Annotated in this window: 12 protein-coding genes; all 12 read right to left on the bottom strand. The window is 72.0% G+C overall.

Going from position 1 to position 14,055, the window contains the following annotated elements:
• Positions 1 to 2 precede the first annotated feature (2 nt).
• Positions 3 to 4,571 (bottom strand): glutamate synthase large subunit, encoded by a 4,569-nt coding sequence (gltB, locus tag ABD140_RS37045; RefSeq protein ID WP_344247183.1) that lies wholly within the window; start codon positions 4,569 to 4,571, stop codon positions 3 to 5.
• Positions 4,572 to 4,917: 346 nt separating this feature from the next.
• Positions 4,918 to 5,718, bottom strand: a complete 801-nt coding sequence (locus ABD140_RS37040; RefSeq protein WP_344247181.1) for a hypothetical protein — start codon at positions 5,716 to 5,718, stop codon at positions 4,918 to 4,920.
• On the bottom strand, positions 5,715 to 6,488 hold the full coding sequence (locus ABD140_RS37035; RefSeq protein WP_344247179.1) for a hypothetical protein: 774 nt from the start codon (positions 6,486 to 6,488) through the stop codon (positions 5,715 to 5,717). The genes ABD140_RS37040 and ABD140_RS37035 overlap by 4 nt, the downstream gene beginning before the upstream one ends.
• Before the next feature lie 41 nt (positions 6,489 to 6,529).
• Entirely contained in the window at positions 6,530 to 7,246 is a 717-nt protein-coding gene (locus ABD140_RS37030) for a VIT1/CCC1 transporter family protein (protein ID WP_344247177.1), read from the bottom strand.
• Positions 7,243 to 8,628 (bottom strand): prolipoprotein diacylglyceryl transferase, encoded by a 1,386-nt coding sequence (lgt, locus tag ABD140_RS37025; protein WP_344247175.1) that lies wholly within the window; start codon positions 8,626 to 8,628, stop codon positions 7,243 to 7,245. Before lgt ends, ABD140_RS37030 begins: the two co-directional genes overlap by 4 nt.
• A gap of 121 nt (positions 8,629 to 8,749) precedes the next feature.
• A complete protein-coding gene (locus ABD140_RS37020; RefSeq protein ID WP_344247173.1) occupies positions 8,750 to 9,496 on the bottom strand; it encodes a DsbA family protein in 747 nt (248 codons plus the stop codon).
• 27 nt (positions 9,497 to 9,523) lie between these two features.
• The gene (locus ABD140_RS37015; protein ID WP_344247171.1) at positions 9,524 to 10,063 is read right to left on the bottom strand and encodes a DoxX family protein; all 540 of its coding nucleotides are present in this window, start codon (positions 10,061 to 10,063) and stop codon (positions 9,524 to 9,526) included.
• Between the two features lie 158 nt (positions 10,064 to 10,221).
• Positions 10,222 to 11,019, bottom strand: coding sequence for a tryptophan synthase subunit alpha (trpA, locus tag ABD140_RS37010; RefSeq protein WP_344247169.1), 798 nt, complete (start codon positions 11,017 to 11,019; stop codon positions 10,222 to 10,224).
• On the bottom strand, positions 11,016 to 12,230 hold the full coding sequence (trpB, locus tag ABD140_RS37005; protein ID WP_344247167.1) for a tryptophan synthase subunit beta: 1,215 nt from the start codon (positions 12,228 to 12,230) through the stop codon (positions 11,016 to 11,018). The genes trpA and trpB overlap by 4 nt, the downstream gene beginning before the upstream one ends.
• 98 nt (positions 12,231 to 12,328) lie before the next feature.
• On the bottom strand, positions 12,329 to 13,135 hold the full coding sequence (trpC, locus tag ABD140_RS37000) for an indole-3-glycerol phosphate synthase TrpC (RefSeq protein WP_344247165.1): 807 nt from the start codon (positions 13,133 to 13,135) through the stop codon (positions 12,329 to 12,331).
• Positions 13,136 to 13,214: 79 nt separating this feature from the next.
• Positions 13,215 to 13,640: a DUF2752 domain-containing protein gene (locus ABD140_RS36995; RefSeq protein ID WP_344247163.1), complete on the bottom strand. Its 426-nt coding sequence runs from the start codon at positions 13,638 to 13,640 to the stop codon at positions 13,215 to 13,217.
• A 47-nt stretch (positions 13,641 to 13,687) separates the two neighbouring features.
• Positions 13,688 to 14,055 (bottom strand): winged helix-turn-helix domain-containing protein (locus ABD140_RS36990; protein WP_344247161.1); only part of this gene is annotated, 368 nt, incomplete at its 5' end.

Here is a 14,055-nt window from a genome sequence, read left to right as displayed (position 1 = left end):
TCCTATCCCTGAGCCGCGGCCATGACGGCCTCGTCGACGTCGCGCCCCTCGGCTTCGGCGGCGGCCATGGCCGCCAGCACCCGCTTGTAGTCGCGCGGCATGATCTTGCTGAAGCGCTCCACCGCCGAGTCCCACTCGGCGAGCAGCTTCGCGGCGACCGGGGAGCCGGTCTCCTCGGCGTGCCTGGCCACCAGGCCGCGCACGAACGCCCGGTCGTCGTCGGTGAGGGTCTCGACCTCCACCATCTCGGGGTTGACCCGCTGCGCCTTGAGGTCGAGCACGTAGGCGATGCCGCCGGACATGCCCGCCGCCACGTTGCGGCCGGTCGGGCCGAGGATGACCACGCGGCCGCCGGTCATGTACTCCAGCGCGTGGTCGCCCACGCCCTCCACGATCGCGGTGGCGCCGGAGTTGCGGACGCAGAACCGCTCGCCCACCAGGCCGCGCAGGAAGACCTCGCCGGACGTCGCGCCGTACAGCAGCACGTTGCCCGCGATGATCTGCTCCTCGGCCGCGAACGGCGCGGTCGGGTCGGGCTGCACGGTGATCCGGCCGCCGGACAGGCCCTTGCCCAGGTAGTCGTTGGAGTCGCCGACCAGGCGCAGGGTGATGCCCTTGGGCACGAAGGCGCCGAAGGAGTTGCCGGCCGAACCGGTGAAGGTGACGTCGATGGTGTCGTCGGGCAGGCCCTCGCCGCCCCACTTCTTGGTCAGCTCGTGGCCGAGCATGGTGCCGACGGTCCGGTTGACGTTGCGGATCGGCAGCTCCAGCCGCACCCGGTCCCCGAAGGCGATGGCGCCCTCGGCGAGCTGGATCAGCGTGTTGTCCAGCGCCTTCTCCAGCCCGTGGTCCTGGCCGGTCGTGCGGCGCAGCGCGGTGCCCTCGGGCAGCTCGGGCCGGTGGAAGATCGGCGTCAGGTCGAGGCCGGAGGCCTTCCAGTGCGCGACGGCCTCGCGGGTCTGGAGCACCTCGGCGTGGCCGATGGCCTCGTCCAGGCTGCGGAAGCCCAGCTCGGCCAGGAGCTCGCGGACCTCCTGGGCGATGAACTCGAAGAAGTTCACCACGAACTCCGGCTTGCCCGAGAAGCGCTCGCGCAGCACCGGGTTCTGGGTCGCCACGCCCACCGGGCAGGTGTCCAGGTGGCAGACCCGCATCATGATGCAGCCCGAGACGATCAGCGGCGCGGTCGCGAAGCCGTACTCCTCGGCGCCCAGCAGGGCGGCGACGACCACGTCGCGGCCGGTCTTCATCTGGCCGTCGGTCTGCACCGTGATCCGGTCGCGCAGGCCGTTGAGCAGCAGGGTCTGCTGGGTCTCGGCCAGGCCGAGCTCCCAGGGGGTGCCGGCGTGCTTGAGCGAGGTGAGCGGGGAGGCGCCGGTGCCGCCGTCGTGCCCGGAGATCAGGACGACGTCGGCGTGCGCCTTGGACACGCCCGCCGCGACCGTGCCGACGCCGACCTCCGAGACGAGCTTCACGTGCACGCGAGCCCGCGGGTTGGCGTTCTTCAGGTCGTGGATGAGCTGGGCGAGGTCCTCGATCGAGTAGATGTCGTGGTGCGGCGGCGGCGAGATGAGGCCGACGCCCGGCGTGGAGTGCCGGGTCTTGGCCACCCACGGGTAGACCTTGTGGCCGGGCAGCTGGCCGCCCTCGCCGGGCTTGGCGCCCTGGGCCATCTTGATCTGGATGTCGTCGGCGTTGGTCAGGTACTCGGCGGTGACGCCGAACCGGCCGGACGCGACCTGCTTGATCGACGAGCGGCGGGAGTCGCCGTTGGCCTCGGGGGTGAAGCGCGCCGGGTCCTCGCCGCCCTCGCCGGTGTTGGACTTGCCGCCCAGCCGGTTCATGGCGATCGCGAGGGTCTCGTGCGCCTCGGCGGAGATGGAGCCGTAGGACATCGCGCCGGTGGAGAACCGCTTGACGATCTCGCTGACCGGCTCGACCTCCTCGACCGGGACCGAGGGGCGGCCGGAGTCCAGGGAGAACAGCCCGCGCAGGGTCATGAGCTTGGCGGACTGGTCGTCCACCAGGCTCGTGTACTCCTTGAAGATCTCGTACTGCCGCGTGCGGGTGGCGTGCTGCAGCTTGAAGACCGTCTGCGGGTTGAACAGGTGCGGCTCGCCCTCGCGGCGCCACTGGTACTCGCCGCCGACCTCCAGGGTGCGGTGCGGCACCTCGTTGCCGGCCGGGTAGGCGCGGGCGTGCCGCTTGGCGACCTCCTCGGCGACCACGTCGAAGCCGACGCCGCCGAGCTTGGACAGGGTGCCGGTGAAGGCGTAGTCGATGACCTCGGCGCCCAGGCCGACGGACTCGAAGATCTGCGCGCCGGTGTAGGAGGCGACGGTCGAGACGCCGATCTTGGACATGACCTTGAGGATGCCCTTGCCGTAGGCCTTGACCGCGTTGCGCACGGCCTTGGCCGCGGCGGCCTCGGTGTCCTCGCCCAGGGCGGGCAGCTCGCCGCGGCGGGCCAGGTCCTGCACGGTCTCCAGCGCCAGGTACGGGTTGACGGCGGAGGCGCCGTAGCCGACCAGCAGCGCCATGTGGTGGCACTCGCGGGCCTCGCCGGTCTCGATGACCAGGCCGACCTGGGTGCGGGTCTTCTCCCGGATCAGGTGGTGGTGCACCGCGCCGGTGAGCAGCAGCGCGGGGATCGCCGCCAGCGAGGAGTCGGCGCCGCGGTCGGACAGCACGATGATGCGCGCGCCGGCCGCGATGGAGCGCGAGACCTCGGAGCAGATCTCGTCCAGGCGCCTGCGCAGCGCCGCGCCGCCCCCGGCGACCTTGTACAGGCCGTGCACGACGTGGGCCTGCAGGTGCGGCAGGGAGCCCTCGTCGTTGAGGTGGATGATCTTGGCCAGCTCTTCGTTGTCCAGGATCGGGGTGGGCAGCACCAGCCGCTTGCACGAGTCCGGGCCCGGCGCCAGGAGGTTGCCCTCGGGGCCGAGGGTGGACTGCAGCGAAGTGATCATCTCTTCGCGGATGGCGTCCAGCGGCGGGTTGGTCACCTGCGCGAACAGCTGCTTGAAGTAGTCGAACAGCAGCCGGGGCTTGTCCGAGAGGGCGGCGACGGGGGTGTCGGTGCCCATGGAGCCGATCGGCTCGGCGCCGGTCCTGGCCATGGGGGCCAGGATGATGCGCAGCTCCTCGTTGGTGTAGCCGAAGGTCTGCTGGCGCCGGACCAGGGTCTCGTGCGTGGGGACCTCGCGCTCGCGGCGCGGCAGCTCCTCGAAGCGCACCAGGCCCTCGTCCAGCCACTGCTGGTAGGGCTGCTCGGCGGCGAGGGAGGCCTTGACCTCGTCGTCCTCGACGATTCGGCCGGCCTCGGTGTCGACCACGAAGATCTTGCCGGGCTGGAGGCGGCCCTTGCGGACCACCTTCGAGGGCTCGATGTCCAGCACGCCGGACTCCGAGGAGAGCACGACCAGGCCGTCCTCGGTCACCCAGTAGCGGCCGGGGCGCAGGCCGTTGCGGTCCAGGACCGCGCCGACGACGGTGCCGTCGGTGAACGAGACCGACGCGGGGCCGTCCCAGGCCTCCATGAGGGTGGAGTGGAACTCGTAGAAGGCCCGGCGGGCCGGGTCCATCTCGGTGTGGTTCTCCCACGCCTCGGGGATCATCATCAGCACCGCGTGCGGCAGCGAGCGGCCGCCCAGGTGCAGCAGCTCCAGGCACTCGTCGAAGGACGCGGTGTCGGAGGCCTCGATGTCGATGACCGGGAAGATCCGGGAGATGTCGCCGGGCAGCACGTCGGAGGCGAGCAGCGCCTCGCGGGCGCGCATCCAGTTCCGGTTGCCCTTGACCGTGTTGATCTCGCCGTTGTGGGCGAGGTAGCGGTAGGGGTGGGCCAGCTCCCAGGCCGGGAAGGTGTTGGTGGAGAACCGCGAGTGCACCAGCGCGATGGCGGAGTCGAAGCGGCGGTCCGACAGGTCCGGGAAGAAGGGCTCCAGCTGCGGGGTGGTCAGCATGCCCTTGTAGACGATGGTGCGGCTGGACAGGCTCGGGAAGTACACCCGTACGTCCTGCTCGATGCGTTCGCGGGCGCAGAACACCACGCGGTCCAGGTCGAGGCCGGTGGCGCCGGCGAAGGGGCCGCCCTCGGCGGCGGCGACGAAGAGCTGGCCGAAGTGCGGCATGACCCGGCGGGCGGCCGGGCCGCAGAAGGCCGGGTCGGTCGGCGGCTCGCGCCAGCCCAGGACGGTCAGGCCCTCCTCGGCCATGACGGCGTGGACGTGCTCGACCGCCGCGGCGCGCTCGCCCTCCTCGGCGGGCAGGAACGCCAGGCCGGCCGCGTAGGCGCCGGCCTCGGGCAGCGTGAAGTCCACGACCTCGCGGAAGAACGCGTCGGGGATCTGCGTCAGGATGCCCACGCCGTCGCCGTCGTCCGGCTCCGCGCCCACCGCTCCGCGGTGGTCGAGGTTGCGCAGGACGGTCAGGGCGTGTTCCACGATGTCATGGCTCTTGCGTCCATGGAGATCGGCCACCATGCCGACGCCGCAGGCGTCGTGCTCGTTGGCGGGGTCGTAGAGCCCCTGCGCTTGAGGCTGACCAGGTGTGAGGGCAGCAGCCGCCATCAACCCTCCCGTTCGTTCACTCACTGTCAACTGACCAGTGCAGTTCGGGACGGCGTTGGCCCTGCTGCGAAGTATTACCTAGAGGTTACATCACTGTACGGAACATGCCCGGCTGACCGGGTTCGCGAAACTTTCACGGATTTCATGATCCCCCGCCGGACCGGCTGGTAGCTGTCATCGTCGATCAGCTCCTGGACGCGCCGTCTCTCCGACCCCTGATCAGAGAACACGACCGAGGCCGTTCCGTATGCTTACCCCATGATAGCGGGACAAACCAGACCCGCCAGGTCTAGACCTGTCTGTTAACGGGTGATCAACCTCACCGTCTCCGCATGTTTCGAAGACGTCACCCCGCGGCACGCGCGTAGAGGCCCTCCGCCTTGGCCGCCGTCACCACCAGCGACAGCAGGGCGCCGTTGGTGCCCGCGCCCTTGCCGTCGGTGCGCTCGGCCCAGGTGATCAGCGCGTAGTGGCCCATCGCCAGGCCGCGGGCGAGGCTGAAGCCCTCCCCGAACCCCTTCGGGGTTTTATCCGGAAGTTTTACGAAACCGCCGGCTCCGGCGCCGAACGCCTCGACCGCGCGGTCCGCCGCCTCCTCGTCGCCGAGGTTGTACGCCGCGACCAGGACCCGGAAGCCCTTCTTCTCGTCGGTGTACAGGCCGCGGACCGCCTGGGTGCAGCCCCCGTCCTGCAGGACCTCGCCCAGGCCGCGGCCCCACACCGCCTTCCCGCAGTCGTCGTCCAGCACCGACAGGCGCAGCGCCGGCTCCGCGCCGGACACCTCGTCCCGCAGGACGTCCTTCTTGGGGAACATCTCCTCGGCCGTCAGCGGCGCGGGGTCGTCCTCCCGGGAGGCGATCCGCGCGAACACCTCGGTGGACGGCGAGGAGGAGTAGCTGTCGGGCGCCAGCCCCGTCACGACGGGCCGGCTCATCGGGACCTTCGCCTCGGTCTCGCGCCGCGCGGGCTTCTCCTTCGGCCACATCACCGCCAGCACCAGGATGAGCGCCACCACCAGGACGCCGCCCACCCCCGCCGCGGCGAAGAACACCTGCGAGCGGTCCTTCTTCCCGTTTTTGCGGCCCTGCGCGCCGGGCGGCCGCTTCCGCCGCTCCTCGGCCGCCTCCGGGCCCTGCCGGCCCGTCATCGCGGATCGAGCTGGACCAGCCTGCCCCAGGCGAAATCCTCGGGCTTCTGGACCGCCAGGCTGCTGTCGATCAGCTCGTTCATGGCCTGCGGCTGCGCGCCGTCGGCCAGCCCCACCCAGCTCATGATCACGTAGTGGCCGATGGCCTGGGCGTAGGCGGCGGTGAAACCGGAGCCGAAGTCCTGCACGCCCTCGATGGGCAGCGGCCGCACGAAACCGCCCTTCAGCGACGGGTCCAGGCTGTTGAGCACCTGCTGGGCGCTCTTGGCGTCCACCACGTTGATCGCCGTGAACAGGCCCGCGTACTTCTTGTCCTGCGACAGGTAGGCGCCCCGGGCGATCTGGCTGCACTCCCCGCGCCGCAGCGTCTGCAGGAGGAGGTCGCCCCAGGCGGCCTGCACGCAGTTGGTGGAGACCTCGCTCTTGACCAGCGTGAAGGCGTACTTCTGGTAGGAGACCTCCTTGGCCTCGCCGAACACCTCGCCCTCGGTGAAGGCGCGGATGTCCGTGGCGCGCCGCCCCAGCGCCGCGCTCTCCTTGCTGGGCGCCTGCGGCACGTACACGTCCGGCAGGTGGCTGCCCGGCGGGATCTCCACCTCGTCCTCGCCCTGCTGGAGCAGGTACCACACCCCGCCGCCGGCGAGCAGGAGCAGCGCCAGCAGCGCGCCGATCAGGATCCGCCCCTTGGGAGGCTCCGACTCGTTCTCCGGCCAGAAGCCGTCCTCGCCCGCGCCGCGGGACTTGCTGCGGGACCGGGCCTGTGCGCTCATGCCGCCTGCCGTCTCTCCATACGAATCCGTCGCGGGTGAGCCTATAGCCCGCTGACACCGATCAGGGCGCCGATGCCGTAGGTGAGGAGGGCCGCCGCCGCCCCGACCGCCAGCTGGCGCAGCCCGCTGAACCACCACGAGCGGGCGGTGACCCTGGAGACCAGCGCTCCCGCGGCGAAGAGGCCCAGCGCGGCGACGACCGCGGCGGGCCACAGGTCGGAGGCGCCCAGCAGGTAGGGCAGCACCGGCAGGATCGCGCCGACGCTGAAGGACCCGAACGAGGAGAAGGCGGCCAGCCACGGCGAGGGCAGCTCGCCCGGCACCACGCCCAGCTCGTCGCGGGCGTGCACCTCCAGCGCCTCCCGCGGGTCCCGGTGCAGGGCCGCGGCGACCTCGGCCGCCAGCTCCGGGCTGAGGCCGCGCTCCTCGTACCGGGCGGCCAGCTCGGCCCGCTCGGCCGCCGGGTGGGCCTCCAGCTCCCGGCGCTCCACCTCGATCTCGGCCTCGGCGAGCTCGGACTGGGAGGCCACCGAGACGTACTCGCCGACGCCCATCGAGAACGCGCCGGCGGCGAGGCCGGCCAGGCCCGCCAGCACGACCGTGGAGCGGTCGGCCTGGCCGCCGGACAGGCCCGCGATCAGCGCGAAGTTGGAGACCAGGCCGTCCATCGCCCCGAAGACCGCGGGCCGCAGCCAGCCGCCCTGCACGTCCCGGTGCCGGTGGCGCTCGAACGAACGGCTCCGCTCGGCGGGGCTCACGCCTCGCCCTTGGCCGTCTTCACCGCCGCTTCACCGTCCGCGGGCTCGGCGGGCTCGGGCACCGCATCCTCTTCACGCGCCTTCGCGGACTCCTCGTCCTCCTGCCGCGCCGTCTCCTCGACCGCGGCCGCCGCCGGCTCTTCCTCCGCCTCGGCGGCGGGCTCGGCGGGCTCGTCCTCGGTCCGCCGCTCGGCCTTCTCCTCGGCGGGGGCCTCCTGCGCCGCGGGCTCGGGCTCGGGAGCGGGCTCCTCGGCCGCCTCGGGCTCGGACGCCGCCTCGGCCTCGGCCTTGGACTCGGCCTTGGACTCGGTCTCAGGCTCGACCACGGTCTCGGGCGCAGACTCGACCACGGGCTCAGGCACAGACTCGGCCACGGGCTCGGGCTCGGTCGCGACGGGCTCCGCCGGCTCGTCCGCGTCCTTCGGCTCCTCCGCGTCCTTCGGCTCGTCCGCGTCCTTCGTGAGCGGCACGGCCGCGGGCCCGGCCTCTTCGGCGACGTCCGCCGGCTCGGCGCCTTCGGCGTCCTCGGCGGGCTCGGGGCGCAGGGTGAGGGGCTCGGGCACCCGCGCCTTGCCGCGGTTGAGGTAGAGGTAGGCCGCGGCGGCGAGGAAGACGACGATCGCGGTGTAGTCGTTGAGGCGCAGGCCGAGGAACTCGTGCGCGGGGTCGATCCGCAGCGCCTCGATCCAGCCGCGGCCCAGCGTGTAGCCCGCGACGTACAGCGCGAACGAGCGGCCGTGGTTGAGGTTGAAGCGGCCGCCCGCCCAGATGACGACGATCGCCAGGCCCAGGCACCACAACGACTCGTACAGGAACGTCGGGTGGTAGGTGCCGACCGTCTCGTACTGCGGCAGCACCGCACCGAACTCGTCCTTCGGCCGGTGCGCGAAGTCGATCTCCACCGCCCACGGCAGGTTCGTCGGCCTGCCGTACAGCTCCTGGTTCCACCAGTTGCCCCAGCGGCCGATCGCCTGGGCCAGCGCGATGCCGGGGGCGACGGCGTCGGCGAACGGGGCCAGCCGCACGTTCATGCGGCGGCAGCCGATCCAGGCGCCCAGCGCGCCCAGCGCGACCGCGCCCCAGATGCCGAGCCCGCCGTTCCACACCTTCAGCGCGTCCAGCGGGTCGCGCCCGGCGCCGAAGTACATCTGGTGGTCGGTGATCACGTGGTAGAGCCGGCCGCCGACGAGGCCGAACGGCACCGCCCACACGGCCACGTCGACCACGGTGCCGGGGCGGCCGCCCTTGGCGGTCCAGCGCTTCTCCCCCAGCCAGACCGCGACGACGACGCCGATGATGATCATCAGCGCGTAGGCCCGCAGCGGGAAGGGGCCGAGCTGCCAGACGCCCTGCGAGGGGCTGGGAATCGAGGCGAGGTGCATGACCGCTGACGTTACCGCTTTCCAGCCTCTTCTCAAGCCATCGAAGACAACGAGCCGGTCACCCCTTGACGGGGTGACCGGCTCGCCTTGGACATCGCCTTACCCGGCGGGCGCCGCGCGGCTACTTCGCCGCGGTGACCACCTTCTCCAGGTCGCCCGGGGAGAAGGCCGCGTCGGTGATGTTCTGGCCGTCGAGCATGACGGTCGGCGTCGACTCGACCTTCGCGGTGTTCAGCGCGTGCTCGGTCATCGCGGTCACCTGGGCGGTCTTCTGGCCCTCCTTCACGCAGCTCTCGAACTCCGCCCCGCTGATCCCGGACTCGCCGGCCCAGTCGATCAGGTCGTCGTTCTCGAAGCCGACCGAGCCCTCCCGCGGCTGGTTGGCGAAGATCCGGTCGTGGAAGCGCACCCACTTGTCGCCGGGGGCGCACAGCGCGGCGTTGGCGGCCCGCTCGGAGTTGGACTTCAGCGGGTCCTGGCTGAACAGCCGGAACGGCCGGTAGACGACCTTGACCTTGCCCTCGGCGGCCAGCCGCTTGATCGTGTCGCCGCTGGTCTCCTCGAGGTTCTTGCAGGCCGGGCACTGGAAGTCCTCGTACACCTCCAGGACCGGAGCACTCACGCCCGCCTTGGCCATGACGATGGAGCCGTCGGCCTCGCGGCTGGTGGGGGCGATCTCCCCCGCGTAGTCCTCGCTCTTGTCCTTGCCGGAGTTCACCAGGATCACCAGCCCGACCACGGCCACGATCAGTACCAGCGCGCCGCCGACCGCGGTGAGCATGCGCTTGCGCTTGTCCCGCTGCGCCTGGATCTTGCGCTGCTCGGCCAGTCTCTCCCGCGCGGACCTCTCCCGCGTGGCCTTGCCCATCGGTCCCCCTTCGAACCTGTCACTCGTCTACAACCCCAGGCGGCGGTCCAGCGACAGCCGCCCCGGGGGGAACACCGCGATCCACACTCCCAGGGCGAGGAAGCCGAGGTCGCGCAGGATCTCCTGCAGGTACTCGGTCTCGCCCGCGGCCACGGCACCGCCGCCGCCGAAGCAGCCGCAGTCGATGTTCAGACCGCGTGCCCACACCGAGGCTATGCCCGCGATGAAAACGGCCATCAGCAGGGCCGAGAGAACGGCCGTGAAGCGGGTGACGAAGCCCGCCACCAGCAGCAGCGCCAGCACCATCTCCAGCACCGGCAGGCCGTACCCGACCGCGCCGGCCAGCCCCTCGGGCAGCAGCTCGTAGGCCTCCACGGCCTGGCGCTGCAGCGCGGGGGGCTCGGTGAACTTCACCCAGCCCGCCCAGAACAGCACGCCGGCCAGCGCCACGCGCGCGGCCGTCGTCGTCCACTGGATCCAGGGCCGGGACGCCGGGCCCCGCCCTTCGTGTCCGGCGTCCTTGTCGTGTTCTTCGTGTCCAGAGGTCTCGTGCGCTTCGACCACCATGGTCCTCACCCGATTCTCGTCTTCGCCCGGAGCAGACTAGGCCGGGGCTTGTAAGGCCGCCGTCAGTCGCCTTCGGTGATGTGACGGACACCGAACGTCGAGGATAGCGGCAGAACGCCGGTGACCGGTGGGATTCCGGTCACCGGCGTCCAGGGCTCTCACCGGCCGGAGCGCACGCCCTCGGCCAGTTCCGCGGCGAGCTCGTGCACGGCCTTGAGCCCCGCGGCCTGCGAGGGCGCCTCCAGGAGCCGCTTGATGAAGGCCGAGCCGACGATGACGCCGTCGGCGAACCCGGCGACCTGCGCGGCCTGCGCGCCGGTGCTGACGCCCAGGCCCAGCCCGACGGGCAGGTCGGTGTGCGCCTTGGTGCGGGCCACCAGCCCCGCCGCCCCGGTGTCGATGGCGCTGCGGGCGCCGGTGACGCCCATGAGGGAGGCGGCGTAGACGAAGCCCCGGCAGACCGAGGTGATCTTCTCGATGCGCTCGTCGGTGGAGCTCAGCGCCACCAGGAACACCTTGTCGAGGCCGAGGGAGTCGGCCGTCTCCAGCCACTCCCCGCCCTCCTCGGGGGTGAGGTCCGGGGTGATCAGGCCCGCGCCGCCGGCGTTCTTCAGCTCGGCGGCGAACTTCTCGACGCCGTAGCGGTCGACCGGGTTCCAGTAGGTCATGACCAGGGTCTGCGCGCCGGTGGCGGCCACGGCCTCGACCGTGCGGAAGACGTCGGCCAGGCGGGCGCCGCCGGACAGCGCGCGGTGCACCGCGTCCTGGATGGTGGGGCCGTCCATCAGCGGGTCGGTGTAGGGCAGGCCGATCTCGATGACGTCGCAGCCGCCGGCGACCATGGCCTTGGCCGCCTCGACGGCGCCGTCGACCGACGGGAAGCCGGCGGGCAGGTAGCCGACCAGGGCGGCGCGGTTCTCGGCCCTGGCCTTCTCGAAGGCGATGGAGACGCTCACTCGCCCTCCCCGGGCATCAGGCCGAAGTAGGCGGCGGCGGTGTGCATGTCCTTGTCGCCGCGGCCCGAGAGGCTGACGACGATGGCCGCGTCCGGGCCGAGCTCGCGGCCGACCTTGATCGCGCCGGCCAGGGCGTGCGAGGACTCGATCGCCGGGATGATGCCCTCGGTGCGGCACAGCAGCGCGAAGGCGTCCATGGCCTCGGCGTCGGTGATCGCGCGGTAGGTGGCGCGGCCGGTGTCGTTCAGCCACGAGTGCTCGGGGCCGACCCCCGGGTAGTCCAGGCCCGCGGAGATCGAGTGGGACTCCACCGTCTGGCCCTCCTCGTCCTGCAGGAGGTAGGTGCGCATGCCGTGGATGACGCCGACGGAGCCCTTGGTGATGGTCGCGGCGTGCCGCTCGGTGTCCACGCCCTCGCCCGCGGCCTCGAAGCCGTACAGCCGCACGCCGGAGTCGGGGATGAACTCGTGGAAGATGCCGATGGCGTTGGAGCCGCCGCCCACGCAGGCCACGACCGCGTCCGGCAGGCGGCCGAGCAGGTCGAGCGCCTGCTGCCGCGCCTCGACGCCCATGACGCGCACGAAGTCGCGGACCATCATCGGGAACGGGTGCGGGCCCATCACGGTGCCGATGACGTAGTGGGTGTTCTCCACGCTGGAGACCCAGTCGCGGAACGCCTCGTTGACGGCGTCCTTGAGGGTGCGGCTGCCGTTCTTGACCGGCACGACCTCGGCGCCGAGCATCCGCATGCGCGCGACGTTCAGCGCCTGGCGCTGCGTGTCGACCTCGCCCATGTAGACGGTGCACTCCAGGCCGAGCAGGGCCGCGGCGGTGGCGGTGGCCACGCCGTGCTGGCCGGCGCCGGTCTCGGCGATGACCCGCGTCTTGCCCATGCGCCGGGTCATCAGCGCCTGGCCGAGCACGTTGTTGATCTTGTGCGAGCCGGTGTGGTTGAGGTCCTCGCGCTTGAGCAGGATCCGGGCGCCGCCGGCGTGCTCGGCGAAGCGCCCGGCCTCGGTCAGCAGGCTCGGCCTGCCCGCGTAGTTGACGAGCAGGTCCTGGAACTCCGCCTGGAACTCCGGGTCCTGCCTGGCCTTGTCGTACTCGGTCTCGAGCTGGTCGAGGGCGGCCATCAGGGCCTCGGGGGCGAACCGCCCGCCGAAGCGCCCGAACCGCCCCGCCGCGTCGGGCATGGCGCTTTCGATGGTCATGGGTCTTCCTGTCGATGGGTAGGGGACGTTCAGCCGGTGTGCCGACCCCTGCGCCATCGTTCGCGCGGCGCGCGTCCGGTGCGGGTCATGCCCCGATCTTATTTGCCCTGGCGCAGCGCCGGGTGCGTACCCGCCGCGACCAGGTCGGCGACCGCGCTGCGCGGGTCCCTGCCGGTGACCAGGCTCTCCCCGACGAGCACGGCGTCCGCCCCGGCGGTGGCGTAGGCCAGGAGGTCGTGCGGACCCCGTACCCCGGATTCGGCGATCTTGATCACGTCGTCGGGGATCAGCGGCGCGAGCCGCGCGAAGGTGCCGCGCTCGACCTCGAGGGTCTTGAGGTTGCGGGCGTTGACGCCGATCACCTTGGCCCCGGCGGCCACGGCGCGCGCCACCTCGTCCTCGGTGTGCACCTCCACCAGCGGGGTCAGCCCGATCGACTCGGCGCGCTCGATCAGCGAGACCAGGGCCTCCTGCTCCAGCGCCGCCACGATGAGCAGCGCGAGGTCGGCCCCGTGGGCGCGCGCCTCCCACAGCTGGTAGGCGGTGACGATGAAGTCCTTGCGCAGCACGCAGATGTCGACGTTGGCGCGGACCGCCGCCAGGTCCTCCAGGCTGCCGCCGAAGCGGCGCTGCTCGGTCAGCACGCTGATGACCTTCGCGCCGCCGGCCTCGTAGTCGCGGGCGAGCGCGGCCGGGTCGGCGATCGCGGCCAGCGCGCCCTTGGAGGGGCTGCTGCGCTTGACCTCGGCGATCACCGAGACCCCGTCGGAGCCCAGCGCCCGCAGCGCGTCCCGCGGCGGCGCGGCCGAGGCGGCGCGCTCCTTGAGGTCCTCCAGCGAAACGGTCTTCTGCCGTTCCGCGAGATCCGCGAGTACTCCGTCGATGATCTCGTCGAGAACGCTCACGGTTGTCCCCTCATCACGGTGCCCTGTCCGTACCCGATGGTAGCCGCCCGCCGCTCCCGGCGGGCACGAGCCCCACACTCTACGGGGCCAGCGCCCGCCCGAAGGGCAGGTTCCTGACCACCCAGAAGACCAGGATCGATCCGGTGAGCAAGGCGATCGCCGTCCTGCTCCCGAGCCTGGTCCGCACCGGCGCGCCGCGCCAGGACGCCGCCGCCCACAGTCCCCACAGATACCCCCCGACGGGCAGCAGCAGAAAAACCAGGGCGTTCTTGGAGAACGCCTCGGCGAGCCGCCCGTGCGCCAGTTCGTAAGTCATGCGCAGTCCGCCGCACCCGGGGCAGTACAACCCCGTCAGCCCCAGGAAAGGGCACAGCGGGTAGTGCCCCTCCTCGTACGGGCTGACCGTCCCCACGAAGGCGGCTCCCGCGGCTCCCGCGGCCAGCATCCCCAGCGGCGCGGCGAGGCGCCGCCACCGTCCCTCGGCCCGTCCCGGCACAGCTGTCACGCCCCCAAGCTACTCCTCACGGCGCCCGGAGGGCGGGAGGCGGGAGCTCAGCCCGCCACGTAGCCGACGCCCCGGACGGTGCGAATGGGGCTGGCCGGACCCAGCTTCCCGCGGAGCTGGGCGATGTGGACGTCCACGGTGCGCACCCCGGCGTTGGCGCCGGCGGGCCAGGAGGAGGCCAGGAGCTGCTCGCGGGTGAAGACGCGGCCGGGGTGGCGCAGGAGGTGGGCCAGGAGGTCGAACTCGGTGGCGGTGAGGGCGGTGGGGGCGGCGCCGACGTGGACGGTGCGGGTCCGGGGGTCCAGGGTGAGCTCCCCGGCGTGCAGGACGTCGGCGGCGGTGTCGGCGGGGCTGGCGCGCAGCGCCTCGGTGAAGGCGGCGATCAGGGTGCGGGGGCTGAAGGGCCGGGGCACCG

Source organism: Actinocorallia libanotica (assembly GCF_039525175.1).
Taxonomy (GTDB): domain Bacteria; phylum Actinomycetota; class Actinomycetes; order Streptosporangiales; family Streptosporangiaceae; genus Actinocorallia; species Actinocorallia libanotica.
This window is presented reverse-complemented; position numbering and strand designations above follow the sequence as displayed.

Excerpts from the sequence above, each read along its gene's own strand:
- ABD140_RS37035 (WP_344247179.1), bottom strand. The coding sequence starts at position 6,488 with ATGAGCGCACAGGCCCGGTCCCGCAGCAAGTCCCGCGGCGCGGGCGAG.
- ABD140_RS37020 (WP_344247173.1), bottom strand. The coding sequence starts at position 9,496 with ATGGGCAAGGCCACGCGGGAGAGGTCCGCGCGGGAGAGACTGGCCGAG.
- lgt (WP_344247175.1), bottom strand. The coding sequence starts at position 8,628 with ATGCACCTCGCCTCGATTCCCAGCCCCTCGCAGGGCGTCTGGCAGCTC.
- trpB (WP_344247167.1), bottom strand. The coding sequence starts at position 12,230 with ATGACCATCGAAAGCGCCATGCCCGACGCGGCGGGGCGGTTCGGGCGC.
- ABD140_RS37015 (WP_344247171.1), bottom strand. The coding sequence starts at position 10,063 with ATGGTGGTCGAAGCGCACGAGACCTCTGGACACGAAGAACACGACAAG.
- ABD140_RS37040 (WP_344247181.1), bottom strand. The coding sequence starts at position 5,718 with ATGACGGGCCGGCAGGGCCCGGAGGCGGCCGAGGAGCGGCGGAAGCGG.
- gltB (WP_344247183.1), bottom strand. The coding sequence starts at position 4,571 with ATGGCGGCTGCTGCCCTCACACCTGGTCAGCCTCAAGCGCAGGGGCTC.